This is a genomic window from Rhodococcus sp. 11-3 (assembly GCF_023704055.1).
GTDB classification, from domain to species: domain Bacteria; phylum Actinomycetota; class Actinomycetes; order Mycobacteriales; family Mycobacteriaceae; genus Rhodococcus; species Rhodococcus aetherivorans.
The window spans coordinates 794,780-820,254 of the sequence record NZ_CP080406.1 but is presented as its reverse complement, the minus strand read 5'-3'; the positions used below and the strand labels follow the sequence as shown (position 1 = coordinate 820,254).

21 protein-coding genes are annotated in these 25,475 nt (G+C 72.2%); 8 read left to right on the top strand and 13 right to left on the bottom strand.

Annotated elements, in window-relative coordinates:
* Positions 1–66: 66 nt before the first annotated feature.
* The 6 genes from KZJ41_RS03750 to KZJ41_RS03725 form a co-directional block, all read right to left on the bottom strand.
* On the bottom strand, positions 67–1,239 hold the full coding sequence (locus tag KZJ41_RS03750; protein ID WP_006943399.1) for a lipid-transfer protein: 1,173 nt from the start codon (positions 1,237–1,239) through the stop codon (positions 67–69).
* On the bottom strand, positions 1,236–1,643 hold the full coding sequence (locus tag KZJ41_RS03745) for a MaoC family dehydratase (protein ID WP_006943405.1): 408 nt from the start codon (positions 1,641–1,643) through the stop codon (positions 1,236–1,238). The genes KZJ41_RS03750 and KZJ41_RS03745 overlap by 4 nt, the downstream gene beginning before the upstream one ends.
* Positions 1,640–2,677, bottom strand: coding sequence for a bifunctional MaoC family dehydratase N-terminal/OB-fold nucleic acid binding domain-containing protein (locus KZJ41_RS03740; protein WP_251550193.1), 1,038 nt, complete (start codon positions 2,675–2,677; stop codon positions 1,640–1,642). The genes KZJ41_RS03745 and KZJ41_RS03740 overlap by 4 nt, the downstream gene beginning before the upstream one ends.
* Before the next feature lie 14 nt (positions 2,678–2,691).
* Positions 2,692–3,843, bottom strand: coding sequence for an acyl-CoA dehydrogenase family protein (locus KZJ41_RS03735; protein ID WP_251550190.1), 1,152 nt, complete (start codon positions 3,841–3,843; stop codon positions 2,692–2,694).
* Positions 3,828–4,886 carry an acyl-CoA dehydrogenase family protein gene (locus KZJ41_RS03730; RefSeq protein ID WP_185713900.1) on the bottom strand — a complete coding sequence of 353 codons (1,059 nt, stop codon included), beginning with the start codon at positions 4,884–4,886 and terminating at the stop codon, positions 3,828–3,830. Before KZJ41_RS03730 ends, KZJ41_RS03735 begins: the two co-directional genes overlap by 16 nt.
* 65 nt (positions 4,887–4,951) lie before the next feature.
* Entirely contained in the window at positions 4,952–7,096 is a 2,145-nt protein-coding gene (locus tag KZJ41_RS03725; RefSeq protein WP_043797600.1) for an acyl-CoA dehydrogenase family protein, read from the bottom strand.
* A 92-nt stretch (positions 7,097–7,188) separates the two neighbouring features.
* Here KZJ41_RS03725 and kstR point away from each other — a divergent pair, with 92 nt between their 5' ends.
* Both kstR and otsB read left to right on the top strand, forming a co-directional pair.
* The gene (gene kstR, locus KZJ41_RS03720; RefSeq protein ID WP_006943416.1) at positions 7,189–7,854 is read left to right on the top strand and encodes a cholesterol catabolism transcriptional regulator KstR; all 666 of its coding nucleotides are present in this window, start codon (positions 7,189–7,191) and stop codon (positions 7,852–7,854) included.
* Between the two features lie 94 nt (positions 7,855–7,948).
* On the top strand, positions 7,949–10,546 hold the full coding sequence (otsB, locus tag KZJ41_RS03715; protein ID WP_006943418.1) for a trehalose-phosphatase: 2,598 nt from the start codon (positions 7,949–7,951) through the stop codon (positions 10,544–10,546).
* On the opposite strand, the gene KZJ41_RS03710 is transcribed toward otsB, so the two are convergent.
* On the bottom strand, positions 10,534–11,643 hold the full coding sequence (locus KZJ41_RS03710; protein ID WP_065923070.1) for a LacI family DNA-binding transcriptional regulator: 1,110 nt from the start codon (positions 11,641–11,643) through the stop codon (positions 10,534–10,536). The genes otsB and KZJ41_RS03710 overlap by 13 nt on opposite strands.
* Positions 11,644–11,799: 156 nt before the next feature.
* Here KZJ41_RS03710 and KZJ41_RS03705 point away from each other — a divergent pair, with 156 nt between their 5' ends.
* The 4 genes from KZJ41_RS03705 (at position 11,800) to KZJ41_RS03690 (ending at position 18,408) form a co-directional block, all read left to right on the top strand.
* Positions 11,800–12,840, top strand: coding sequence for a metal ABC transporter solute-binding protein, Zn/Mn family (locus KZJ41_RS03705; protein ID WP_006943424.1), 1,041 nt, complete (start codon positions 11,800–11,802; stop codon positions 12,838–12,840).
* 135 nt (positions 12,841–12,975) lie between these two features.
* Complete coding sequence (locus tag KZJ41_RS03700) at positions 12,976–13,788, top strand: metal ABC transporter ATP-binding protein (RefSeq protein WP_202917110.1); 813 nt, start codon at positions 12,976–12,978, stop codon at positions 13,786–13,788.
* Positions 13,785–14,699: a metal ABC transporter permease gene (locus KZJ41_RS03695; RefSeq protein WP_006943426.1), complete on the top strand. Its 915-nt coding sequence runs from the start codon at positions 13,785–13,787 to the stop codon at positions 14,697–14,699. The genes KZJ41_RS03700 and KZJ41_RS03695 overlap by 4 nt, the downstream gene beginning before the upstream one ends.
* A 52-nt stretch (positions 14,700–14,751) precedes the next feature.
* A complete protein-coding gene (locus KZJ41_RS03690; protein ID WP_006947939.1) occupies positions 14,752–18,408 on the top strand; it encodes a hydantoinase B/oxoprolinase family protein in 3,657 nt (1,218 codons plus the stop codon).
* Here KZJ41_RS03690 and KZJ41_RS03685 read toward each other — a convergent pair.
* Positions 18,396–19,661, bottom strand: coding sequence for an MFS transporter (locus KZJ41_RS03685; RefSeq protein ID WP_251550188.1), 1,266 nt, complete (start codon positions 19,659–19,661; stop codon positions 18,396–18,398). The genes KZJ41_RS03690 and KZJ41_RS03685 overlap by 13 nt on opposite strands.
* Before the next feature lie 267 nt (positions 19,662–19,928).
* Between KZJ41_RS03685 and KZJ41_RS03680 the strand changes: the two genes are divergently transcribed.
* Positions 19,929–20,360: an STAS domain-containing protein gene (locus KZJ41_RS03680; RefSeq protein ID WP_029540784.1), complete on the top strand. Its 432-nt coding sequence runs from the start codon at positions 19,929–19,931 to the stop codon at positions 20,358–20,360.
* A gap of 49 nt (positions 20,361–20,409) precedes the next feature.
* A complete protein-coding gene (locus tag KZJ41_RS03675) occupies positions 20,410–21,279 on the top strand; it encodes a biotin-dependent carboxyltransferase family protein (RefSeq protein ID WP_251550186.1) in 870 nt (289 codons plus the stop codon).
* 12 nt (positions 21,280–21,291) lie between these two features.
* On the opposite strand, the gene KZJ41_RS03670 is transcribed toward KZJ41_RS03675, so the two are convergent.
* The 5 genes from KZJ41_RS03670 to ispD form a co-directional block, all read right to left on the bottom strand.
* On the bottom strand, positions 21,292–21,777 hold the full coding sequence (locus KZJ41_RS03670) for a hypothetical protein (RefSeq protein WP_029540778.1): 486 nt from the start codon (positions 21,775–21,777) through the stop codon (positions 21,292–21,294).
* A 143-nt stretch (positions 21,778–21,920) separates the two neighbouring features.
* On the bottom strand, positions 21,921–22,883 hold the full coding sequence (gene rlmB, locus KZJ41_RS03665) for a 23S rRNA (guanosine(2251)-2'-O)-methyltransferase RlmB (protein ID WP_029540775.1): 963 nt from the start codon (positions 22,881–22,883) through the stop codon (positions 21,921–21,923).
* Positions 22,883–24,277 carry a cysteine--tRNA ligase gene (gene cysS / locus KZJ41_RS03660; RefSeq protein ID WP_029540772.1) on the bottom strand — a complete coding sequence of 465 codons (1,395 nt, stop codon included), beginning with the start codon at positions 24,275–24,277 and terminating at the stop codon, positions 22,883–22,885. The genes rlmB and cysS overlap by 1 nt, the downstream gene beginning before the upstream one ends.
* An 11-nt stretch (positions 24,278–24,288) precedes the next feature.
* A complete protein-coding gene (gene ispF, locus KZJ41_RS03655; RefSeq protein ID WP_029540770.1) occupies positions 24,289–24,765 on the bottom strand; it encodes a 2-C-methyl-D-erythritol 2,4-cyclodiphosphate synthase in 477 nt (158 codons plus the stop codon).
* Positions 24,766–25,458 carry a 2-C-methyl-D-erythritol 4-phosphate cytidylyltransferase gene (gene ispD / locus KZJ41_RS03650; RefSeq protein ID WP_006947915.1) on the bottom strand — a complete coding sequence of 231 codons (693 nt, stop codon included), beginning with the start codon at positions 25,456–25,458 and terminating at the stop codon, positions 24,766–24,768. It abuts the gene before it with no gap.
* Between the last annotated feature and the right edge of the window lie 17 nt (positions 25,459–25,475).

Below are 25,475 nucleotides of genomic sequence, written 5' to 3'. Positions count from 1 at the left end.
TCCCGGTCGGCTCCCGGCCGTGATGTCCGGCCGGATCCTCCCGGGTCCGGGCGGACACCGGCGCCCTCAGCTCCTCGCCAGCACCAGTCCCGACGTCGGCACGCCGGTGCCCGCGGTGACCAGTACGTTCTCCACGTCGGGAACCTGATTGACGGATGTGCCGCGCAGCTGGCGCACCCCCTCGGCGATGCCGTTCATCCCGTGGATGTATGCCTCGCCGAGCTGGCCGCCGTGGGTGTTGAGGGGCAGCCGGCCGCCGAGCTCGATCGCCCCGTCGGCGACGAAGTCCTTCGCCTCGCCGGGCCCACAGAACCCGAGTTCCTCGAGCTGCATGAGCACGTACGGCGTGAAGTGGTCGTAGAGCACCGCCGTCTGCACGTCCTGCGGGCCGAGGCCGGACTGCTCCCACAGTTGGCGGCCGACGATGCCCATCTCGGGCAGCCCCGTCAGGCCGTCACGGTAGTAGCTGGCCATGATGTACTGGTCCGGTCCGCTGCCCTGGGCGGCCCCCGCCACCACGGCCGGCGGCTGGGGCAGGTCCCGCGCCCGTTCGGTCGTGGTGACGACGAGCGCGACGCCGCCGTCGGACTCCTGGCAGCAGTCGAGCAGGTGCAGCGGTTCCGCGATCCACCGCGAATTCTGGTGGTCGTCGAGGGTGATCGGCCTGCCGTGGAAGAAGGCATGCGGATTCGTCGCGGCGTGCCTGCGGGCCGCGACGGCGACCTTCCCGAAGTCCGCGCTGGTGGCCCCGGTGACGTGCATGTAGCGCCGGGCGGCCATCGCCACGAACGAAGCGGGGGTGCCCAGGCCGTGCGGATAGGAGAAGGCGTAGTCGGTGCCGGAGGAGTTGACCTGCGCGGACAGCGCGGTGTTGACCTGACCGTACCGCGCCCCGGAGCGCTCGTTGAAGGCCCGGTACACCACCACCACGTCCGCGACGCCGGTGGCGACGGCCATCGCCGCCTGCTGCACGGTGGCACATGCCGCGCCGCCGCCGTAGTGGACGCGGGAGAAGAACTTCAGGCTCGGGATCCCCACCGCACGTGCGACGGCGATCTCGGTGTTGGTGTCCATCGTGAAGGAGGTCAGGCCGTCGACGTCCGCCGGGCGCAGGCCGGCGTCGGCCAGCGCCGCCCGCACCGCCTCCGCGGCCAGGCGCAGTTCGCTGCGGCCGGAGTCCTTGGAGAAGTCGGTGGCACCGATGCCGGCGATGGCGGCGCGGCGGGACAGGTCGCTCATGCGGAGCCTCCGATCTCGAGGACGGCCTTCGCGGTGATGTGGTCGCCCAGACCGTTCTTGCCGACGATGTCGACGGTGATGCGCCCGTCGGCCTCGACGGCGGCGACGGTCCCGGTCAGGGTCAGCGAGTCGTACGCGTACCAGGGCACCCCCAGCCGCAGCGAGACCGACTTCAGCACCGCGCGCGGACCGGCCCAGTCGGTGACATAGCGCTGCACCAGCCCGGTGTCGGTGAGGATGTTGACGAAGATGTCCTTCGACCCGCGCTGCTGCGCCTTGTCGCGGTCGTGGTGCACGTCCTGGAAGTCCCTGGTGGCCAAGGCCGTCGAGACGACGAACGTCGGATCGGCCCGGATCGTCAACGGCGGCAAGGATTGTCCGACGGTGACCGTTCCCGCGTTCATGCGCGCTCCTCGCTCGGCTGCCAGGCGTACAGGGTCCAGGGGTCGCCGCCGGTCTCGTCGTCGCCCGGGAAATCGAGAAAGATCGCCTCGACCGGCGTCCCGATGCGCACGTCGCCGGGGTCCACCCCGCGCAGTTCGCCGAGCATACGAACGCCTTCCTCGAGTTCGACGAGGGCGACGACGTACGGCACCGTCCGCCCCGGCACCTTCGGCGCGTGGTGCACCACGTAGCTGAAGACGGTGCCGCGGCCCGACGCGACGACGTAGTCGGTCGTCTCGTCCTTGGCCAGCCACAGTGCCGGCACCGGCGGGTGCTGCAGCGTGCCGTCGGGCCGCCGCTGGATACGCAGTTCGTGCGCGGCGACACCGTCCCAGAAGAACCGCGTGTCCTGCGACGCGGACGGCCGCAGCATGCGGGTGGGGTCGAGGTCCGCCGGAACCGCCGGGGCCGAATGTGACACCGGTTCGGTTGAATCGACAGAATGTGACATTCGGCCGGTCTCGCGGAGGGGCGGCGCGAACTTGAGGATGCGGAAGAGCATTTCGGCGACCACCTCGTCGCCGACCTTCCACACGCTGTGGGTGGTGAAGAACCAGCCCTCGCCGAGGCCGGTCTTCTTCGGTCCGGCGAGGTCCTCGAGGGTGGACTCGATGGTCACCTCCTCGCCGTGGCGCAGATAGCGGTGGTAGACCTGATCGCAGTTCGTGGCGACGACCGACGTGTAGCCCGCTTCGTCGAGGATCTCCGTCATCCGGCGGAGCGGATCGTCCTCCTCGCGCTTGGCGCCGAGGCCGCGCATGGTCCACACCTGCGCCATCGCGGGTGGCGCGACGAGGCCGCCGTGCCCGGCCGCGATCGCGGCGGATTCGTCTGTGTAGATCGGGTTCTCGTCGCCGATAGCCTCGAGCCAGTTGCGGATCAGCGGCAGGTTCACCCGGTCGCGGCCCGCACGCGGCTTGGACGGCCCGTCGGCGCGGACGCGTTCGGCGGCCGCGCGGATCTCGTCGTGGGGGGACGGCACGGCGGCGCTCATCGACACGTCCCCCTTCACCGCGGGACCCGGGGCATGGCCAGGCCCGCCGTCGCGATCAGTTCCCGCATCACCTCGTTGACACCGCCGCCGAAGGTGATCACCAGGTTCCGCTTGACCTGCATGTCGAGCCAGCGCAGCAGGTCGGCGGTCTCCGGGTCGCCGGGATCCCCGAACCGGCCGACCATCTCCTCCGCGAGCCGGCCGACACGCTGGATGCGTTCGGTGGCGAACACCTTGGTGGCCGACGCGTCCGCGATGTCGACCGCCTCGGATTCGGTGGCGGCGACCTGCCAGTTGAGCAGTTCGTTGAGCCGGAACGTCGCGTGGATCTCGCCGAGCCCGCGCCGCACGTCGGGTTCGCCGAGCAGGTCCCGGGAACGGGCCCAGGCGAACACCCGGTCGTAGAGCCCGCCCACGCGGCCGGCGGGGCCGAGCATGACGCGTTCGTGATTGAGCTGGGTGGTGATCAGCCTCCAGCCCTCGTTCTCCTCGCCGACGAGCATCTCGACCGGGACGCGCACGTCGCTGTAGTACGTGGCGTTGACGTGGTGCGCGCCGTCGCAGGTGATGATGGGGGTCCAGCCGAAGCCGGGGTCCTTGGTGTCGACGATGAGGATCGAGATGCCGCGGTGCCTCGAGTCGGCGCTGCCGGTGCGCACCGCAAGCCAGACGTAGTCGGCGTCGTGGCCGCCGGTGGTGAAGATCTTCTGCCCGTTCACGACGTAGTGGTCGCCGTCGCGCACGGCCGTGGTGCGCAGTGCGGCGAGGTCGGTCCCGGCGTCGGGCTCGGAGTAGCCGATCGCGAAGTGGACCTCGCCGGCGAGGATGGCGGGCAGGAACTTCCGCTTCTGTTCCTCGGTTCCGTAGACCTGCAGGGTCGGCCCGACCGTCTGCAGGGTGACACTGGGCAGCGGCACGTCGGCGCGCACGGCCTCGTTGACGAAGATCTGCTGCTCGACCTCACCGAAGCCGCGGCCGCCGAATTCGACGGGCCAGCCGACGCCGAGCCAGCCGTCCTTGCCCATCCGGCGCACGACCTCCCGGTAGGTGGGGCCGTGACGCTCGGTGCGCATGATCGCGGCCTCCTCGGGGGAGATCAGGTCCGCGAAGTACCGTCGCAGTTCCGCCTGCAGCGCGCGCTGCTCGTCGGTCAGATCGATGAACACCGGGCCCCCACGAGGTCGAGTCGGTACGAGGCGCCGCCGAGCAGGCGCGCCAGATCCTTTGCGGTCGAGGAATAGCGATGCAGCGGATAGGTCTCGTCCACGCCGAGACCGCCGTGCAGGTGGTGCAGCACGCGCACGGCGGGCGGCAGCTCCGTGGCGATCCAGTACGCCGTGACGTCGAGGTCGTCGTCCGCGGCGGCGCTGCGGGCGTCCTGCGCGACCCGCCAGGCCGCGGCGAGCGCGGCGACGTGCAGGGTGCGGGAGGTGACGTAGACGTCGGCGATCTGCTGGGCCACCGCCTGGAAGGCGGCGAGCGGCTTGCCGAACTGGTGCCGGGTGCTCACGTGCTGTGCGGTGAGCTGCGTTGCGCCCGAAAGCAGTCCGTCCGCGTAGGCGCCGACCGCCGCGAGGGCGAGGCGGTACAGGACGGCGACGTCGGCGGCCGGGTCGGCGCCGTCGCCGAGGAGCAGGCCCGGCGCGGACGCGAGCCGCACGGAGCACTCGGGGGTGTGCGCCGACGACGGGCTCTCGGTCAGGGTCACGCCCGGTGCCGTGGGTTCGACGGCGATCACACCGGCGTCGGTGGGCACCAGGATCTTTCGCGACGTCGCCGCGTAGGGCACGCCGACGAAGTGCCCGGTGACGGCGTGGCGTTCGCCGTCGGGTACCGCCGTGGCGGCGGGGGACGCCGGGAAGGCGCGGCCGACCTCGGCGAGGGCGGCGGTGAGGACGGCGCCGTCGGCGACGCCCGCGAGCAGCTCGTCCTGCTGCGTGTCGGCGGCGAGGATCCGGACGGGCAGCACACCGAAGCCGAGGGTGGCCAGGGCGGGGACGGGTGCGGCACGTCGCCCGATCTCGGTGAGCAGTGCGGTGACCTCGGCGACGCCGAGGTCGTCGCCGCCGAGCCGCGCGGGCAGGGCGAGGGAGAGGAGGTCGGCGTCGGCGAGGGCGCGCCACAGTTCGTCCGGCCTCAGGTCGCGGGCGAGCAGGTCGACGGCGACCTGGGCCACGGCCTCCTGCGTGTCGTCACGAGCGAAGTCCACGTTTCCACCTTCGATTAGAACGTGTTCTAGTTGTATCACCTCGGCAGGGCGGGTGGAAGCACCCGTCAGCCGCGCGGCAGGCCCAGCAGGCGCTCCGCCGCGAGGGTGAGCAGGATCTGCTCGGTGCCGCCGGCGATCGTCAGGCAGCGCGTGTTGAGGAACTCGCGCGCGAGGGGGCCCTCGACCCAGCCGGCCGCACCGGCGAGATCCAACGCGAGCTCCGCGGTGTCCTGGCGCTGCCGCACGCCGATCAGCTTGCGCACGCTCGACGCCGGGCCGGGGTCCTGACCGTCGAGCTGCGCGAGGGTGGTCCGCAGCTCGAGCAGCGACCCGGCCGTGGCCTCGGCGACGAGCCCGCCGATCCGGTCCTCGGCGACCGGGTCGCCGGGTGCCACCAGGTCCAGCAGTTGCTCGACCGCCTTCCCCAGCGAGGATCCGCCGCTCATCGCGACCCGTTCGTTGGCGAGCGTGGTGCGGGCGAGCTTCCACCCGCCGCCGAGCGGGCCGACGACGCACTCGTCGGGGACGAACACGCCGTCGAGGAACACCTCGTTGAAGAGCGCGTCGCCGGTGATCTCCCGAAGCGGCGAGACGGTGATGCCCGCGGACTTCATGTCGACGAGGAAGTAGGTGATGCCCTTGTGCTTCGGGGCGTCGCGGTCGGTGCGGGCCAGGCAGATCGCCCAGTCGGCCTCCTGGGCCAGCGAGGTCCACACCTTCTGCCCCTGCAGGCGCCAGCCCCCGTCGACCTTCTCCGCGGCGGTGCGCAGCGACGCCAGGTCGGATCCGGCGCCCGGCTCCGAGAACAGCTGACACCAGACGATCTCACCGCGCAGGGTCGGCAGGGCGAAGCGGTCGATCTGCTCGGCGGTGCCGTGCTCGAGGATGGTGGGCACGGCCCACCACCCGATCACCAGATCGGGCCGGTCCACGCCGGCGGCCGCGAGTTCCTCCTCGATGAGGATCTGCTGCGCGGCGTGCGCGCCCCGGCCGTACGGCGGCGGCCAGTGCGGGGCCAGGAACCCGGCCTCGGCGAGCGCGGCCCGCCGCTGCGGTCCGGGCCGGTCGAGGAGCTGCGCGATCTCGGCACGGATGCGCACGCGTTCGTCGTCGAAGGCGCTCAGGTCGACGGTGAGGTGACGGCGGGCGCCGGAGCGGGCGAGGCCGGCGACCCGGGCCCGCCACGCGGCGGAGCCGCCGAGCAGCTGACGGGTGACGACGGCGCGGCGCAGGTACAGGTGGGCGTCGTGCTCCCACGTGAAGCCGATACCACCGAGCACCTGGATGGCATCCTTGGCGTTCTGCACGGCGGCGTCGAGGGCGACGGCGGTCGCGACGGCCGCGGCCAGGGGCAGTTCGTGCGGGGCCGCGTCGGCCGCCACGGCGGCGTCCCAGGCCGCCGCGCGGATCTTCTCGGTACGGCAGAGCATCTCGGCACACAGGTGCTTGATCGCCTGGAACGAGCCTATGGGCTTGCCGAACTGTTCGCGGATCTTGGCGTACTCGACGGCCGTGGCCAGGGCCCAGCCGGCGACGCCGGCGAGTTCGGCGGCGGCGAGCGTGGCGGCGAGGTCGCGCACCAGGCCTACCGGGACGCAGACGACCCGGTCGGTGGTGACGGCGACGCCGGCGAGCCGCACGCGGGCGAGCGCCCGCGACTTGTCGAGGGTGTCGAGGGGTTCGAGGTTCAGTCCGGGGGTGTCGGCGTCGAGCAGCGCCCAGCGTTCGGTCCCGCCGTCGGTGCCGATGCGGACCAGGACCGCGACGCCCGGCTCGCCGCCGAGCGCCGGGCCCGCGTCGCCGTCGAGGTCGTACCCGCCCTCCCGGGTCGTCGCGGTGAGCGCGCCGTCCAATGCGACGGCGGTCGGCAGGGCGCCTTCGGCCAGGAGTTCCGTCCACTTGGCGCCGTCGGTGCCGGCGGCGCGGCCGAAGACGAGCGCGGCCAGGGCGGTGGGAAGGACGGGGCCCGTCGCGAGGTGGTGCGCAGCCTGTTCGAGCATCGTCGCCAGGTCGACGACGCCGGCGCCGGCGCCGCCCGCGGCCTCGGGCACGGCGACGGCGAAGATTCCGAGGTCGGCGAGCGATTCCCACCCCGGCCGCCACATGGTCGCCGGTCGTTCGCGTAGGTTCTGGATCGGCGCTGTGGCGCGCGCCCAGGCCTGTACAGAGGCCTGCGCGGCCTGCTGTTCCTCGGTGGTGGCAATGCTCACAGCGGGTTTCCGCCTTTCGGGAATGACACGATGCCTAGAACGTGTTCTAATATGACAGCCGGTTCAGAGTCAAGGCAGAGGAAGACATCTCGATGACGACATCGTCCCGCTCACGTTCCACCGGCGGCGGCGGAACTCTGACCGCCCTCACCGAGGACGATCTCAGTTCCAACGCCCAGAAGGAACGGCGCAAGCGGATACTCGACGCCACCCTGGCGCTCGCCTCCAAGGGTGGGTACGAGGCCGTACAGATGCGCTCCGTCGCCGAGAAGGCCGACGTGGCCGTCGGCACCCTGTACCGGTACTTCCCCTCGAAGGTGCACCTGCTCGTCTCGGCCCTCGGCCGCGAGTTCGCGCGCATCGAGGGCAAGGGCAAGATCCCCCCGGGCCACACGCCGCTCGAGCGGATGCAACTGATCCTGAGCCTGATCACGAAGGCGATGCAACGTGACCCGCTGCTCACCGAAGCCATGACCCGGGCGTTCATGTTCGCCGACGCCTCGGCCGCCGCCGAGGTCGATCAGGTCGGCCTGCTCATGGACCGGCTCTTCGCCCGCGCGATGAACGAGGGCGAGCCCACCGAGGAGGAACTGGCGATCGCCCGCGTCATCAGCGACGTGTGGTTGTCGAACCTCGTGGCGTGGCTGACGCGGCGCTCGTCCGCGACCGACGTCGCGCGCCGGCTGGAGCTGACCGTCGAGCTGCTGCTCGGCGACGGATCGCAGCGTCCGGCCTCGATTCCGGTCCAGGAAGGCTGACCTGCGCCGCGAGGAGCGGAACTGTAACGGGAAACACGTCCCGAACCGGACAGGGGAGACGACGCCGGGCGCCGGATCACCTACCTTTGAGTGAGTGAGCGCCCAAGACCTCCCGATCGACCTGCGCCGCGCCCTCGTCGCGCTGGCGCGGACCCCGCGGCTCCTCGTGGCCTCCGACTACGACGGTACCGTCGCGCCGATCGTCTCGGATCCGGACAAGGCGTTCCCGAACGCCGAGTCGGTCCGCGCCCTGCGCGCGCTCGCCGGCCTGCCGTCCACGGCCGCAGCCGTGATCTCCGGTCGCGCCCTGAAGGATCTCGCGGCCCTGTCCCGCCTGCCCGCCGAGGTGCAGCTCGTCGGCAGCCACGGCTCGGAGTTCGACATCGGCTTCGTCCACGCCATCGACAGCGACGCCCGGCAGCTGCTGCGCGATATCGTCGCCGAGCTCGAGGCGATCGCCGCCCGCTACGACGGCGTGCACGTCGAGGCGAAGCCGGCCAGTGCCGCGCTGCACGTGCGCAACGCCGACCCGGCCGACGCCGAGCTGGCACTGTCGCTGGTCCGCGGCGACCTCGCCCGGCACCCGGGTGTGCAGGTCACCGAGGGCAAGGCCGTCATCGAGCTGGCGGTCGTGCCCACCGACAAGGGCCACGCGCTGGACATCATCCGGCACCAGGAATCGGCGAGCGCCGCGGTCTTCTTCGGCGACGACGTGACGGACGAGAAGGCCTTCGCCTCCCTCCACGGCCCGGACGTGGGCGTGAAGGTCGGGGACGGCGAGACCGCCGCCCAGTACCGGATCGGCACGGTCGAGGACGTCGCGGCCGCGCTGGCGTTCCTGCTCGACCAGCGCCGCACGTGGCTCTCGGGCGCGGAGGCCTGCCCGATCGAGCGGCTGACGATGCTGGCGAGCCCGCGCTCGAAGGCGCTGCTGACGCCGGACGGAACGGTGACGTGGCTGTGTCACCCCGAGCCGGATTCCGCGGCGGTGTTCGCGCATCTGCTCGGCGGCGAACCGGCCGGGCACTTCACCATCGGTCCGAGCCGGGAGGCCCTGCCCCTGAGCCAGCGCTACATCGACGGCACCATGACGGCGGTGACCCGCTGGGCGAGCCTCGCGGTGATCGACTACCTTCCGCACGACGTCGAACCGGGCCGCACCGACCTGACCCGGGTCATCACCGGCAAGGCCAAGGCGGTGGTCACGTTCGCGCCGCGCCCCGAGTTCGGACAGGGCCAGGTCGGGCTCGAACCCGTGGCCGACGGCCTGCGGGTACTCGGATTCAACGAGCCGTACGTGCTGCGCTCCCCCGGCGTCGAGTGGAACATCACCACCGACGGCGCCCATCAGACCGCGCACGCCGTCGTCGATCCGTCCGACAGCGACATCATCCTCGAATTCCGTTGCGGCACCGATGATATCGGCCCACACCCCGTCGCGGAGGTGCAGCGGCGCGCGTCCGCGGAGGAGTACTGGTGGAAGTGGGCGGCGGGCCTGGACTTGCCGCCGCTCAAGCGGGACCTGATGAAGCGGTCGGCGCTGACTCTGCGCGGCCTCGTGCACGCACCGACGGGATCCATCATGGCGGCCGCGACCACGTCGCTGCCCGAGGAGATGGGCGGCGTCCGCAACTGGGACTACCGCTACTGCTGGCTCCGTGACGCCGCCCTGACCGCGCATGCCCTGGTGAGCGTCGGGTCGCTCGCCGAGGCGGATGCCTATCTGGACTGGGTGCACCGGGTGCTCGACACCGTGCCGGGTCCCGAGCGCCTGCACCCGCTGTACACGCTGGCCGGCGGCGCGCTGCCGCCCGAGGCCGTCATCGACACGCTGCCCGGCTACGCCGGCTCCCGGCCCGTCCGGGTCGGCAACGCCGCGAGCCAGCAGGTCCAGCTCGACGTGTTCGGTCCGATCGTGGACCTGATCTCGGCGCTGGCGCACCGCCGCGAGGAGCGCGGCGTCCCGCACGATCAGGCCCTCACCGACCGGGACTGGGAGCTGGTGTGCGCCATGGTCACCGCCGTGGAATGCCGCTGGTTCGAGCCCGACCACGGCATCTGGGAGATCCGCGACAACCCGCGCCACCACGTGTACTCGAAGGTCATGGGCTGGCTGACCGTGGACCGCGCGCTGACGCTGGCCGAGAAGTTCGGGCGCACCGCCGGCGACAACTGGGCCGGGCTGCGCGCCGAGATCGCGGAGGAGGTGCTGGAGAAGGGCTGGAACGAGGACGTCTGCTCCTACACCGCGGCCTACGACGGCACCGATCTCGACGCGGCGACGCTGTTCATCGGCCTGTCCGGGCTCATCGACCCCGACGACCCACGGTTCCACGCGACGGTCGTCGCGACGGAGGCGGAGCTGCGCAGCGGTTCGACGGTGTACCGCTACCTGCACGACGACGGCCTGCCCGGAACCGAGGGCGGCTTCCACCTGTGCGCGGCGTGGCTGGTGGAGGCATATCTTCTCGTCGGCGCCCGTCCGCAGGCGGAGGCGCTGTTCGCACAGCTCGTCGACGCGGCGGGGCCCACGGGGCTGCTCAGCGAGGAGTACGACCCGGTGGCGGAGCGGTCACTCGGCAACCATCCCCAGGCGTACAGCCACCTCGGGCTGCTGCGGTGCGCCCAGCTGCTCGCGGCGGCGCCGGCGGAGGCGGATCGGACGCTGTCGGTCGTCGATCACTCGGCGTAGATCGACGTCTCGTCGTGCACGCCGGTGGTCTGGCCGATGAGCAGTTCCGTCGCAAGGGTTTCCACCGTCGCGACCCCGGAGTGTGACGGCGCGGCCATGAGCAGGGCGCCGGTGCGCCGGCCCTTCTCCTCCTGAGGCTGGCGCACGGTGGTCACGCCCTCGCGCAGGGCCTCGCCGATCCCGTCGAAGCCGGTGATCGACAACCGTCCGGGGACCTCGAGGCCGGCGCTGCGTGCCCACGCCAGCGCGCCGAGCGCGAGGACGTCGGTGGTGCACATCAGGGCGGTGATCGCCGGGTTCGCCGCCAGCGCCTGCGCGGCGGCGGACGCGCCGTCCTCCGCGGTGTGCGCGTAGCGCTCGACGACCGTGAGGCTCGCGGGGTCGAGGCCGGCCGCGCGCAGGGCCTCCTGCACGCCCAGGATCCGCTCGTGCTGCACGTGGAAGCGGTCGGACTCGAAGCGGGCGGGGTCGACGACACCGTCGTGCCGGTCGCGGCCGAGTCGCATGCACAGCACCCCGATCCGGCGGTGGCCGAGGGCGATGAGGTGCTCGGCGAGCCGGCGCATCGCGCCTCGGTCGTCGATGCCGACCAGGGGCGCGCTCGCGATGCCGCGGGGCTGGTCGCACACCACCAGGGGCAGGTTCCGTTCGAGGACGGCGGCGAGATACAGATCGTCGGACGGAACCGAGTAGACGACGAAGCCGTCGACCGCCGCGCCGTGCACGACCTGCGCTGCCTCCTCCTCGTCGCGTTCCGGTCCGGCGGGGATGAGCAGAAGGCCCTCGCCGGCGGCCTCGCAGGATTCGGAGAGGCCGGACAGGAAGCTCATCGCGGCCGGGTCCCGGAACGAATAGCTCAGCGCCTCGGTGAGCAGCACGCCCACGGCCCCGGCCCGGCGGGTGCGCAGGGATCGGGCCATCGGGTCCGGACCTGCGTAGCCGCGACGCTTGGCGACCTCGAGGATCTGCTCGCGAAGCTCGGCGGACAGCTGGTCCGGCCGGTTGTAGGCGTTGGAGACGGTGGTGCGGGAGATCTTCAGCTCGGCAGCGATCGACGCCAGGGTGGCCTGGGGACGCGGCTGAGGAGACCTGGGCATGAACGGACGGTAGCGGGTCCGCGCCGCGGCGACGAATCGGGCCGGATGGGCGCAGATCCGGACATCCGCTAAAGTGGAACGGTAACGGTTTCCAATAAGGTGGGAACCGCGACCTCCCCGGCCCTCCGGCCGAACGTGATCACAGGAGATGGAACCGTGCGACTGCCCCGCCGAATGCGCGCCGCCACCGCGACCGTGGGCTTGACCTGCGCCGCCGCGCTCACCCTCGCCGCCTGCGGCAGCGACTCGGGGGACGGGGCGGGCACCGGCTCCGGCGAGATCCGCATCGTCGCGTCCACCAACGTGTGGGGCTCGGTCGCGCAGGCCGTCGCCGGGGACCGCGCCCAGGTGCAGTCGCTGATCACCGAGCCGTCCGCCGACCCGCACTCGTACGAGGCCAGCCCCGCCGACGCCGCCGCCATCAGCGACGCCACCCTCGTCGTCTACAACGGCGGCGGCTACGACCAGTTCGTCGACGACATCCTCGAGTCCACCGGAACCGACACCGCCACGGTCGACGCCCTCGCGTTGTTCGAGTCCGGCACCGGAAGCGACCTCGAGGACGGCCACGACCACTCGGGCGGCACCGCACCCGAGGGCGACACCCACGAGGGTGAGACCCATGCCGCCGAGGACGGCGACGCGCACGCCGGGCACGACCACAGCGGCATCAACGAGCACGTCTGGTACGACCTGGCCGCCGCCGACGCCGTCGCGCACACCGTCGCCGACCGGCTGGCCGAACTGGATCCGGCCGGGGCCGACACCTACCGCGCCAACGCCGAGGCCTTCCACTCGCAGCTGCACGAGGTCACCGACGTGACCGCCGAGATCGCCGCCGCGCACGCGAACACCCCCGTCGCGCAGACCGAATCCATCGGCTACTACCTCGTCACGTCCGCGAAGCTCGAGGACCGGACGCCCGCCGACTTCACCAACGCCGTCGAGAACGGCACCGACCCGTCGCCCGCCGCGATCGCCGCGACCCGCCAGCTGCTCCTCGACAAGCAGGTCGCCGTCCTGCTCCACAACCCGCAGACCGAGGACAAGGTCAGCCGCGACATGCGGGCGACCGCGGAATCCGCGGGCATCCCCGTCGTCGAAGTTGTGGAGACCCTGCCCGCGGGCGTGGACTACATTCAGTGGCAGAAGCAGACGGCCGAGGCGCTCGCCGCCGCCCTCGACGCCGCCCGCTGACCCTTCGAGCAGGGCAAGGACATCACTCCCGTGACCACACCGGCCGACGTCACACCGGGCGGCACCGCCGCGACACCGAGCGCGCCCGCGACGCCCGCCGGCCGCACCGCCGCGGTCGAGCTCCGCGACGCCCGCATGGCCTTCGGCGACCGCGTCCTGTGGCGGGGCCTCGATCTCACCGTCGAGCCCGGCGAGTTCGTCGCGGTGCTCGGCCCCAACGGGGCGGGCAAGTCGACGCTGCTGAAGGTCCTGCTCGGTCAGCTACCCCTCAGCGGTGGCACCGCCACGATCGCCGGCGCGCCCGCCCGCACGGGCAACTCGCACGTCGGCTACGTGCCGCAGCAGAAGTCGCTCGACGAGGGCGTGCCCCTGCGCGGCCGCGACCTCGTCGGGCTCGGCGTGGACGGCCATCGCTGGGGCACCGGCCTGCGCTACTGGAAGACCCGCCGCAGCGCCGTCGACGCCGCGATCCGGCAGGTCGGCGCCGAAACCTACGCCAACGCCCCGATCGGATCCCTCTCCGGCGGCGAACAGCAGCGGCTGCGCATCGCGCAGGCCCTCGTCGGCGACCCGCGGGTCATGCTCTGCGACGAACCGCTGCTCAGTCTCGACCTGGCCAACCAGCACCTCGTGTCGTCCCTCATCGACCGTCGTCGCCGCGAACACGGCACCGCCGTCCTGTTCGTCACCCACGAGATCAACCCGATCCTGCCGCTGGTGGACCGCGTGCTGTATCTCGTCGACGGGCAGTTCCGCATCGGCACCCCCGCCGAGGTGATGACCTCCGAGGTGCTCTCCGAGCTGTACCGCACCGACGTCGAGGTCCTCGAGATCCGCGGCCGTCTCGTCGTCGTCGGCACCGGCGACGCCATCGACGCGCTCGGCAGCGCCGGCGGGCTGCGCCCCGGCGAGGGCGTCCACCACGACCATCACGAGGATCAGCATTGAGCAGCAAGTTCACCGACGCGATGGGCCGGATGTTCGACGTGCAGGCCACCGTCGACCTGCTCCAGTACGACTTCGTGCAGCAGGCCCTGCTGGCCGGCGCGATCCTCGGCCTGCTCGCGGGCGTGATCGGGCCGCTGGTGATCAGCCGTCAGATGGCATTCTCCGTGCACGGCACCTCCGAGCTCTCGCTCACCGGTGCCGCCGCGGCCCTGATCATCGGCGTCTCCGTCGGACTCGGCGCCGTGCTGGGGGCGGTGGTGGCGGCCATCCTCTTCGGTGTCCTCGGCACCCGCGCCCGTGAACGCGATTCCGTCATCGGCGTCGTCATGGCGTTCGGGCTCGGTCTGGCCGTGCTGTTGCTGTGGGCCTACGACGGCCGCACCGGCGCCGCGTTCTCCCTCCTCACCGGCCAGATCGTCGCGCCGGGTGGCACGGGCATCGCGCTGCTCGCCGCCTGCGCCGTCGGCGTCATCGGCACCATGCTGGTCATCTACCGCCCGCTGCTGTTCGCCAGCACCGACCCCGAGGTCGCCGCCGCGCGCGGGGTGCCGGTGCGGGCGCTGTCCATCGTCTTCGCCGTGCTGGTCGGAATCACCGCCGCCCTCGGCGTGCAGATCGTCGGGGCCCTGCTGGTGATGGCGCTGCTCATCACCCCGGCCGCCGCGGCGTCCCGGGTGGCCGGCGGCCCGCTCGCCGCGACGGTGCTGGCCGTGATCTTCGCGGAGGTCTCCGCGGTCGGTGGGATCCTGCTCGCCCTCGCGCCCGGCGTGCCGGTCTCGGCGTTCATCACGGCGATCGCGTTCGTCATCTATCTCGTGTGCCGCGGAATCGGCGCGGCCCGCACCCGGCGCGGCACCGGACGCAGAGCGCCCGCGCCGGCCCCGGACAGGGCCGCGGCCGTCACCGCCTGAGCCCGGGTGCGGCGGTCTGGGCCGTCCCGCACGCGGTGGCTAACCTGCTGTCATGGCGACAGCGGAGCAGGCGAGCGAACGAGACCGGACACCCGGGCGCTGGGAGTTCTGGGTGGACCGCGGCGGCACCTTCACCGATGTCGTCGCCCGCCGGCCCGACGGTGCCCTGGTCACCCACAAGCTGTTGTCGGAGAACCCGTCCCGGTACCGGGACGCGGCCGTCGCCGGGATCCGGGAGCTGCTCGGGGTGCCCGCCGGCGAACCCGTCACCGCCGACCTCGTCGAGCAGGTGCGCATGGGCACCACCGTCGCGACCAACGCACTGCTCGAGCGCAAGGGCGACCGGACCGCCCTGGTGATCACCGCCGGTTTCCGGGACGCGCTGCGCATCGGCTACCAGAACCGGCCGCGGATCTTCGAGCGCAACATCGTGCTGCCCGAGCTGCTGTACGAGCGGGTGCTCGAGGTCGACGAACGCATCCGGGCCGACGGCACGGTGCTGCGTGCCCCCGACCTCGACCGGCTCGAGCGGGACCTGAGGCAGGTGCGCGACGACGGCATCGACTCCGTCGCCGTGGTGTGCATGCACAGCCATCTGTACCCGCAGCACGAGCACGCGATCGGTGAGCTCGCCGAGCGTCTCGGCTTCGGGCAGATCTCGCTGTCCGCGGTCGCCAGCCCGCTGATGAAGCTGGTGCCGCGCGGCGACACCACCGTCGTCGACGCGTACCTCTCGCCCGTGCTCCGCCACTACGTGGACCGCGTGGCCGAGGAACTGCCGGGCGTGCGGCTGATGTTCATGCAGTCCAACGGCGGGCTCACCGAGGCGATGCACTTCCGCGGCAAGGACGCGATCCTCTCCGGTCCTGCCGGGGGCATCGTCGGCATGAGCCGGATGTCGGCGCTGGCCGGGTTCGACAAGGTGATCGGGTTCGACATGGGCGGCACGTCGACGGACGTGTCGCACTTCGCCGGGGAATACGAGCGCGTCTTCCACACCGTCGTCGCCGGGGTGCGGTTGCGCGCCCCCATGATGGACATCCACACCGTCGCCGCCGGCGGCGGCTCGATCCTGCACTTCGACGGCAGCCGGTACCGGGTGGGGCCCGATTCCGCCGGCGCCGACCCCGGGCCGGCCTGCTACCGCGGCGGCGGCCCGCTCACCGTCACCGACGCCAACGTCATGCTCGGCCGCGTGCAGCCCGCGCACTTCCCGCACGTGTTCGGTCCCGGCGGCGACCAACCGCTGGACGACGAGACGGTGCGGGCCCGGTTCGCCGCCCTGGCCGCCGAGATCCGCGAGGCGACCGGCGACGACCGCAGCCCCGAGGAGGTCGCCGCCGGCTTCCTGCAGATCGCGGTGGCGAACATGGCCAACGCCGTCAAGCGCATCTCGGTGCAGAAGGGACACGACGTCACCGAGTACGCGTTGACGACCTTCGGCGGCGCCGGCGGGCAGCACGCCTGCGCGGTGGCCGACTCGCTCGGCATCCGGACCGTCCTCGTGCCGCCGCTGGCCGGTGTCCTGTCCGCGCTCGGCATGGGTCTCGCGGACACCACCGCGATGCGCGAGCAGTCCGTCGTCGTCGAACTGAACGCCGAGGCGATGCCGCGGCTGCGCGACGTCGCCGCCGAACTCGAGGCCGCGGCGCGCGCGGAACTGCTCGACGAGGACGTGCCCCCCGAACGCATCGACGTGGCCTTCCGGGCGCACCTGCGCTACGACGGCACCGACACGTCCGTGCCCGTCGCGCTCGCCGACCCGGCGACGATGACCGCGGAGTTCGAGGCCGTGCACCGGCGCACCTACTCCTTCCTCATGGACCGTCCGCTGATCGTCGATGCCGTCGCGGTCGAGGCCGTCGGGGCGACGCGCCGGCCCGACCTGTCCGGGCTCGGACGCGGCCGCAGCGACGACAGCGGCGCACCCGAGCCCACCCGCCCGCCGCGCGGCACCGTCCGGATGTTCGTCGACGGCGCGTGGCGCGATGCCCCCCTGCACCGCCGCGAACACCTCTCCCCCGGCGACGCCGTGGCCGGCCCGGCAATCGTCGCGGAGGACAACTCGACCACCGTCGTCGAGGCCGGCTGGGCGGCGACGATGTCGGAGCAGGGCCATCTCGTGCTCACCCGGGTGCACGCCCACGACGACACCGCGGTGAGCACCCACGCCGACCCGGTGATGCTCGAGATCTTCAACAACCTGTTCATGTCGATCGCCGAGCAGATGGGCACCACCCTCGAATCCACCGCGCAGTCGGTGAACATCAAGGAGCGCCTGGACTTCTCGTGCGCGCTGTTCGATCCGGACGGAAACCTGATCGCGAACGCGCCACACATCCCCGTCCATCTCGGCTCGATGGGCACGAGCGTGCAGGAGGTGGTGCGCCGCCGGCACGGGTCGATGAAGCCGGGTGACGTGTACGCGGTCAACGACCCGTACCACGGGGGTACCCACCTGCCGGACGTCACGGTGATCACGCCGGTCTTCGGCCCCGGGCCGGACGGGTCCGGCGAGCACATCCTCTTCTTCGTCGCCTCCCGTGGTCACCACGCCGAAATAGGCGGATCGACACCGGGTTCCATGCCCTCCGGCAGCCACGACATCCGCGAGGAGGGCGTGCTGTTCGACAACTGGCTGCTCGTCGAGAACGGAACCTTCCGGGAGGCCGACACCCGCGCGCTGCTCACCGGCGGCCCGTACCCGTCCCGGAACCCGGACACCAACCTCGCGGACCTGCGCGCACAGATCGCGGCCAACGCCCGCGGGGTGGTCGAGGTGGGCCGGATGATCGACCACTTCGGTCTCGACGTCGTCCAGGCCTACATGCGCCACGTGCAGGACAACGCCGAGGAGGAGGTGCGCCGCGTCGTCGACCGCCTCCACGACGGCGAGTACCGCTACGAGATGGACTCCGGTGCGGTGATCGCGGTGCGGGTCACCGTCGACCGGCGGGCGCGCTCGGCGACGATCGACTTCACCGGCACGTCACCGCAACTCGCGTCGAACTTCAACGCGCCCTCGTCCGTCACGCGGGCCGCGGCGCTGTACGTCTTCCGCACGCTCGTCGCCGACGACATCCCCCTCAACGACGGGTGCCTGCGTCCGTTGCACATCGTCGTCCCCGACGGGTCGATGCTCGCCCCCGAGTTCCCCGCCGCCGTCGTCGCGGGCAACGTCGAGACGTCGCAGGCCGTCACCGGCGCGCTCTACGCGGCGCTGCGGGTGCAGGCCGAGGGCGCCGGCACGATGAACAACGTCACCTTCGGCAACGCGCGATACCAGTACTACGAGACGCTCGGCTCCGGGTCGGGCGCCGGCGAGGGGTTCGACGGGACGTCGGTGGTGCAGACCCACATGACGAACTCGCGGCTCACCGATCCGGAGGTACTGGAGTGGCGCCTTCCGGTGTTGCTGGAGGCCTTCACGATTCGTCACGGCAGCGGGGGCGGCGGCCGGTGGCGCGGCGGCGACGGCGCCGTGCGCCGGCTCCGGTTCCTCGAGCCGATGACCGTCAGCACGCTCTCCGGGCACCGGCGCGTGCCGCCGTACGGGATGGCCGGGGGCGGGCCGGGAGCGCTGGGCAGCAACCGCATCGAGCGCGCCGACGGCGCCGTCACCCACATGGCCGGCTGCGACTCCGTCGAGGTCGGGATCGGTGACGTGCTCGTGGTCGAGACGCCGGGCGGGGGCGGCTACGGCCGGTAGGCCGCACGGGACTCCGGGGCGGGATCCAGTTCCCGCAGGACGGGCAGCGCGAAACACACCGCGGCGACGAACATCATCGGCACGGCCAACGCGAAGAACGTCGTCCGCACACCCGCCGCGTCGATCAGGGGCCCGGCGACCAGGATCCCGACCGGGCCCGCCGCGTACGCGGTCGAGGTCATCACACCGACGACGCGGCCGCGCATGTGCTCCGGGCTGCGGGTCTGCATGGCCCAGTTCCCGATCGGCCCCACCGGGCCGAACACCAGGCCGATGAGGATGCCCAGCAGCACGAGGACCCCCAGCGGCGGCAGGAACGCCATGCCGGTCGTCGCCGCGCCCAGCACCGTGACCGCGACGAGCATCAGGGTGCGGCGCCGCAGGCGCGGTGCGAAGGCGCCGTAGGCCAGGGCACCCACCAGGCCACCGATGCTCAGCGACATCAGCACCCAGCCGAGCTGAGCGGGTGCGTCCAGGCCGGTGAAGTAGGCGGGCAGCAGCACCGACTCGATCGGCAGGAACAGCGCCATGATGACCATGTCGACCAGCGCGAGCGTGCGCAGCAACCGGTCGCGCCACACGAACCGCAGCCCCTCGAGGGTGCCGGCCCACAGCGAGGCGGGCCGGGTGGCCCGGTCGGGCCGGCCGGCGTGCTCGAGCCGGAGGAAGGCGACGGTGACGAGGGAGAGCACGAAGCACGCCGACGTCACCCACAGGGTGTTCTCGGGACCGACCGCCGCGATGAGGACACCGCCGACACCCGGTCCGATCAGGTAGGCGAGGTTGTAGTTCGCCTCGTAGAGGCTGTTGACACGGTCCAGCGACCACCCGGCGGCGCGGGTCGCCGCCGGCAGCATCGACTCCCGCGCCGAGATGCCCGCCGGGTCGAACACGGCACCGAGCGCCGCGAGTGCGGCGAGCAGGGGCACCGAGAGTCCGACGGTGGCCGCGAGCACGGGGATCGTCGCGACCGACAGCGCCGAGAGGGCATCCGAGACCACGGCGGTGCGCCGCCGGCCGAACCGGTCGACGACGGTGCCGGTGAGCAGGCTTGCCAGCAGCAGCGGCACGGTGGCCGCGCCCGCGACGATCGCCGCGTCGGTGGCCCGGCCGGTCTGCTCGAGCACCAGCCACGGCAGCGCGACGACTACGATGCCGTTGCCGGTGGCGGACAGCAGGGTGGCGACGTTGAGGAGGATCAGCGGCGCGAAGCGGCGGGTGGTCAGGTCGAGGGTGGTCACGGCGGTCGGCATTCACTCGGGAGGAGGCGGTGCCGCGACGCTAGCAGGAGCACGGCGGCCGGCACGAGCGATTTTCGGGCGGCGAAGCGGCCGGTTCCGCGCAGTCCGGTCCCCTCCTCTGCCAGGCCTTTCCCGTCTCCGTTATCTCATCGCTATCTTTTCGAGATCATTTCGCTATGGAGCGCGGTCCTGGGCCGTTATCGAACTGCGACATGCTTGCTTTTGCGAAACAGCGTCGGATCCACGGCGTCGAGACATCCCGAGCGAAAGGTTCGTCCGATGATCGACCCCACTACTCCCGAGACTCCGTCCGATTCCCCCGCACCGTCGCCGGCCTTCGGAGCCACCCTGTCGGAACGTGCCGGATACGCCGTGCTCTCGGTCGCCGGCGAGATCGACATGACCACCGCGCACCTGCTGCGCTCCGCGCTCGACAACGCCCATCGCGGCCGTGCCCTCGTCGCCGACATGGGCGGCGTCACCTTCTTCGGCGCGGTGGGCCTCACGATCCTCCTGCGCGCGACCTCCGCCCATCCCGGCACCGTCGCCGTCGTCGCCCCGGCAGGACGCGTCCGCCGGACGATCGCCGCGGCCGGGGTCCGCTCCCGCCTGAATCTGCACGACAACCTCGATTCGGCCGTCGGCTCCCTGGTTCCGGCCGGCGGCCCGCTGGTCACCGCCGTCGAACCGCCCTGCTCCGCGGCGAGCTGATTCGCGAAGACGCCCCCGGCACCCCCGCGGTTCCGGGGACAATTTCCCCATGCAGGGGCTCGAAGTCGTCCACAGCGGGATGTTCACCACCGTCCAGGACCGCGGCCGGCCGGAACACGGGGACCACGGGCTGGGCACGTCCGGCGCCGCCGACCGCGCGGCGCACGACGCCGCCAACCGGCTGGTCGGCAACGAGCCCGCCGCCGCGACCCTCGAGGTCGCCGCCGGCGGGCTGACCGTGCGCAGCATCGGCGAGAACGTCGTCGCGGTGACGGGCGCCCGCGTGCCGGTGACCGTCGACGGCCACCCCGAGGCCGACTACGCGATGCTGAAGCTGGACGACGGTGACGTGCTGGCGCTGGGCAGCCCGTCGAGGGGGCTGCGCTCGTACCTGGCGGTGCGCGGCGGAATCGACGTGCCCGAGACCCACGGCAGCCGATCCACCGACACCCTGACCGGGACCGGCCCCGCCCCGATCAGGGACGGCGACCGGCTCCCGGTCGGCACCCTGGCGGGCGAGCTGCCCATCGAGGAGCAGATCCCGCCGCCGGCCCCGATCGAGGATCCGGCGATGCTGCGTGTGCGACTGAGCCGGCACTCCGAGGTGTTCAGCGCCGGTTCGGTGCACGCGCTGCTGCACGAGACGTGGACCGTGACGCCACAACTGGACCGCGTCGGGATCCGGTTGCACGGCCCGGGCAGGCTGCATCTCGCGCGGGGCGGGACCGACCGCCCGGAGCCGACCGTCGCGGGCTCGGTGCAGGTTCCCCCGGACGGCAACCCCATCCTGTTCCTGGCCGACCATCCCGTCGTCGGCGACCACCCGGTGATCGCCGTCGTCGTGCCCGTCGATCTTCCCGTCGCCGCGCAGCTCGAGCCGGGGCACCGGGTGCGGTTCGTCGCCACCCTCACGCGGTGACCCCGCGACCGGTCAGGACACCGCCGCATCGCTCGACGACCGGACCGCGAGGCCCGGGCCCGCAACGAGGTGTTCCTCGACGCGATTGTCCCGCACGGTGATTCGTCGCAACGTGCCGGCCGGCGTGCGGACGTCGACCGTGCCGTCGAGCACGTGGTCGAACGTGAAACCCGTGCATCCGGCCGGGACCGTCGCACGCGGGCCCCGCGACGCGCGGCGCAACCGCGCCCGGCGCGAGAGGAAGGTGTCGATCAGGTAGGCCAGCCACTCCGTGTAGAAGTAGAAGCAGTCGCCGCCGTTCCAGCCGAGTGCGGTGCCGTCGGCGGTGGGCACCCACTGGCACCACGACAGCGGGCGCCCCCGCCTGGGCAGTCCGTCGGCGGGCGACCGGTGCGGGCCACTCGCCGGGCCGGCGAACGCGACGAGAAAGTCGATCTCCTGCCGGTTCAGCGGAGGATCGATCTCGATCCGTCCGGTGAATTCGGTTCGATGTGCCATGTGTCCCCCGTCCGCGGTCGATCGCTCTACCCGATTCGACGCAGTCGGGGACGGAACCGTTCCCCGGAACATCCGGCCGCGTGGTCCCCGGTCGGCCGCCACCTCGATGGGTGTCGCGGCCGACCGTCGGCGCGGATCCGGGACTACTGCAGGCGGCGCTGACGCGCGATGTCCGCGAGGACGACGCCGGCGGCGACGGACGCGTTGAGCGACTCCACGTCGCCGGCCATCGGGATCGACAGGATCGAGTCGCACGTCTCGCGGACCAGGCGCGACAGTCCCTTGCCCTCGGAGCCGACGACGATCACCACCGGATCGGTGCCGTCGAACTCGTCGAGGCTGGTGTCGCCCCCCGCATCCAGCCCGACGACCCGGACGCCCCGGGACTGCCACTCCTTGAGGGTGCGCGTCAGGTTCGTCGCCCGGGCGACGGGGAGGCGCGCCGCGGCACCCGCGCTGGTCCGCCACGCCACCGCCGTGACCGCGGCGCTGCGCCGCTGCGGGATCAGCACGCCGTGCCCGCCGAACGCGGCCACCGACCGGATCACCGCGCCGAGGTTCCGCGGATCGGTGATGTTGTCGAGGGCCACCAGCAGCGGCCGCTCGTGGTGGTCGTGGGCGACGGCCAGCAGGTCGTCCGGATGGGCGTAGCGGTACGGCGGGACCTGCAACCCGATGCCCTGGTGCATGCCGTTGGCGGTGAGACGGTCGAGCTCGCCGCGCGGAACCTCGAGGATCGAGATGCCCGCGTCCCCGGCCCGCTGCACGGCCTCCTTGAGGCGCTCGTCCGCCTCGGCGCCGACCGCGACGTACAGCGCCGTCGCGGGAACATCCGCGCGCAGGCACTCCACGACCGGGTTGCGGCCGAGCACCATCTCCGGCCCGTCCTCGCCCTTGCGGCCGGCGGTGCTGCGGCCGCGCTTGTCGGCGGCCTTCGCCGCGGCGCGGGCGCGCCGCGCGGCGGGATGGTACGGCCGGTCCTCGGCCTTGGGGGTGGCACCGCGGCCCTCGAGGCCGCGGCGGCGCTGCCCGCCGGACCCGACGACCTGGCCCTTCTTGGTGCCGCCCTTGCGGACCGCACCTCGTCGCTGAGAATTTCCAGCCATCACTGCCCTGCTTTCAGGGACCACTCGGGTCCGTTCGGCGTATCGGTCACCTCGATGCCCGCCGCCGTCAATCGATCGCGCACCTCGTCGGCGAGCGCCCAGTTCTTCGCGGCCCGCGCCGCCTGCCGGCGGTCGAGTTCGGCAGCCACCAGCACCTCGAGGGCCTCGAGGGCCGCCGAGTCGCGGCCGGCCACCTCGGCCCAGTGCGGGTCGAGCGGGTCCACCCCCAGGATGCCGAGCATGGCGCGTACCTGCGCGGCGATGTGCACCGCGGTGTCCAGGTCGCCGGCGTCGAGCGCCTTGTTGCCCTCGCTGCGCCGGCCGTGGATCTCGGCGAGCGCCTTCGGGACGCCGAGATCGTCGTCGAGCGCCGCGGCGAACTCCTCGGTCCACGTTCCTACCGGGATGTCGCCGGCCCGGTCCCGGGTCTTGAGGACGAACGCCTCGAGGCCGCGGTACCCGGCCGCCGCCTCGTGCAGCGCGGCGTCGGAGTATTCGAGCATGGACCGGTAGTGGGCACTGCCCAGGTAGTACCGCAGCTCCTGGGGCCGCACCCGGGCGAGCACGTTCGGGATGGACAGCACGTTGCCGAGCGACTTGGACATCTTCTCGCCGCCCATCGTGACCCAGCCGTTGTGCAGCCAGTACCGCGCGAACCCGTCGCCGGCGGCCTTGGCCTGGGCGATCTCGTTCTCGTGGTGCGGGAAGACGAGATCCATTCCGCCGCAGTGGATGTCGAAGGACTCGCCGAGGTAGTACTCGGCCATCGCGGAGCACTCGAGGTGCCAGCCCGGGCGGCCGCGGCCCCACGGCGTCGGCCACGACGGCTCGCCCGGCTTCGCCGCCTTCCACAGGGTGAAGTCCCGCGGATCCCGCTTGCCGCTGCCCGCGCTCTCCCCCTGATGGACGTCGTCGATCCGGTGGCCCGACAGCCGGCCGTACTCGGGGTAGCTGAGCACGTCGAAATAGACGTTCCCGTCGGCCGCGTAGGCATGCCCGGCGTCGATCAGGCGCTGCATCAGCTCGACCATCTGGGTGACGTGACCCGTCGCGCGAGGCTCCACCGACGGCGGCAGCACACCGAGCTGGTCGTAGGCGCGGGCGAAGGCCCGCTCGTAGGTCGTCTTCCACTCCCACCAGGGCCGGCCCGCCTCGGTGGCCTTGCGCAGAATCTTGTCGTCGATGTCTGTGACGTTTCTCACAAAGGCGACATCCAGGCCCTTCGCCATGAGCCAGCGCCGCAGCACGTCGAAGGCGACGCCGCTGCGCACATGACCGATGTGGGGCTCACCCTGGACCGTCGCGCCACAGAGGTACACCGAAGCCCGGCCGGGGACCAGCGGAACGAAATCCCGCACGGCCCGCGATTCGGTGTCGAACAAGCGCAAGGTCACGACCGGCCATCCTACCGGTCGTCGTCGCGCGAAAATACGAGTGCCGTCGCGACGGCCGCGACGCCCTCGCCGCGCCCGGTCAGGCCGAGGCCGTCCGTCGTCGTCGCCGACACCGACACCGGCGCCCCGAGCGCCTCGGACAGCACCCGCTGCGCCTCGTCGCGGCGGGGACCGATCCTGGGCCTGTTCCCGATCACCTGGACGGCGGCATTCCCGATCGCGAAGCCCCCGCCGTCGAGCAGGCGCCGCACCTCGGCGAGCATGGCCGCACCGCTCGCGCCGTGCATCTCCGGCCGGCCGGTGCCGAAGACGGAACCGAGGTCGCCGAGGCCGGCCGCGGAGAGCAGGGCGTCGCACAGCGCGTGGGCCGCGACGTCACCGTCCGAATGCCCCGCACACCCGTCGGCGTCCTCGAACAGCAGACCGGCCAGCCAGCACGGCCGTCCGGGCTCGATCGGATGGACATCGGTTCCGATCCCGACGCGCACTCAGCTCTCCTGTCCGACGGGGGCCCCGGCCGCGAGCACGGCACGGGCCAGGACCAGATCGAGCGGTGTGGTGATCTTGAAGGCGAGCGGTTCGCCCGGGACGGTGTACACGCCCTCGCCGAGGCGCTCGACGAGACCGGCGTCGTCGGTTGCGTCCCCGGCGCCGGCGTTGGCGCGGCGCAGCAGGCCGGCCTCGAATCCCTGCGGGGTCTGTACCGCCCGGAGGACGGACCGGTCGGGGGTGCCGGTGACACGGCCGTCGCGGTCGACGCTCTTGACGGTGTCCGCGACCGGCAGCACGGGGATCACCGCGGACCGTCCGCCGCGCAGTTCCACCACGATCCGGGCGAACAACCGCGGCGGAGTGAGGGCGCGTGCGGCGTCGTGCACCAGGACGTAGGCGGCGTCCTCCGCCGCCGCCAGCCCGGCGCGCACCGAATCGGTGCGCTCCGCGCCGCCCGCCACCACGCACACCCGCGCCGGCGCCGTGGCCGCGACGGACGCCACCAGCTCCGGCGGCACCACCACGACCACGCGGTCGACCACCGCCGAGGCCAGCATGGCCTCCACTGCCCGGTCCAGCATCGTGCGCCCGTCGAGTTCGACGAACGCCTTGGGCAGCGATTCGCCCAGACGTACACCACGGCCGGCCGCCGGAATGATTCCGACGACCGGCCCGTTGCGATCGCTCATCTGTAATTCTGCAGTTC

Excerpts from the sequence above, each read along its gene's own strand:
- KZJ41_RS03750 (WP_006943399.1), bottom strand. The coding sequence starts at position 1,239 with ATGAGCGACCTGTCCCGCCGCGCCGCCATCGCCGGCATCGGTGCCACC.
- KZJ41_RS03745 (WP_006943405.1), bottom strand. The coding sequence starts at position 1,643 with ATGAACGCGGGAACGGTCACCGTCGGACAATCCTTGCCGCCGTTGACG.
- KZJ41_RS03740 (WP_251550193.1), bottom strand. The coding sequence starts at position 2,677 with ATGAGCGCCGCCGTGCCGTCCCCCCACGACGAGATCCGCGCGGCCGCC.
- kstR (WP_006943416.1), top strand. The coding sequence starts at position 7,189 with ATGACGACATCGTCCCGCTCACGTTCCACCGGCGGCGGCGGAACTCTG.
- KZJ41_RS03710 (WP_065923070.1), bottom strand. The coding sequence starts at position 11,643 with ATGCCCAGGTCTCCTCAGCCGCGTCCCCAGGCCACCCTGGCGTCGATC.
- KZJ41_RS03700 (WP_202917110.1), top strand. The coding sequence starts at position 12,976 with ATGGCCTTCGGCGACCGCGTCCTGTGGCGGGGCCTCGATCTCACCGTC.
- KZJ41_RS03690 (WP_006947939.1), top strand. The coding sequence starts at position 14,752 with ATGGCGACAGCGGAGCAGGCGAGCGAACGAGACCGGACACCCGGGCGC.
- KZJ41_RS03685 (WP_251550188.1), bottom strand. The coding sequence starts at position 19,661 with ATGCCGACCGCCGTGACCACCCTCGACCTGACCACCCGCCGCTTCGCG.
- KZJ41_RS03680 (WP_029540784.1), top strand. The coding sequence starts at position 19,929 with ATGATCGACCCCACTACTCCCGAGACTCCGTCCGATTCCCCCGCACCG.
- KZJ41_RS03675 (WP_251550186.1), top strand. The coding sequence starts at position 20,410 with ATGCAGGGGCTCGAAGTCGTCCACAGCGGGATGTTCACCACCGTCCAG.
- KZJ41_RS03670 (WP_029540778.1), bottom strand. The coding sequence starts at position 21,777 with ATGGCACATCGAACCGAATTCACCGGACGGATCGAGATCGATCCTCCG.
- rlmB (WP_029540775.1), bottom strand. The coding sequence starts at position 22,883 with ATGGCTGGAAATTCTCAGCGACGAGGTGCGGTCCGCAAGGGCGGCACC.
- ispD (WP_006947915.1), bottom strand. The coding sequence starts at position 25,458 with ATGAGCGATCGCAACGGGCCGGTCGTCGGAATCATTCCGGCGGCCGGC.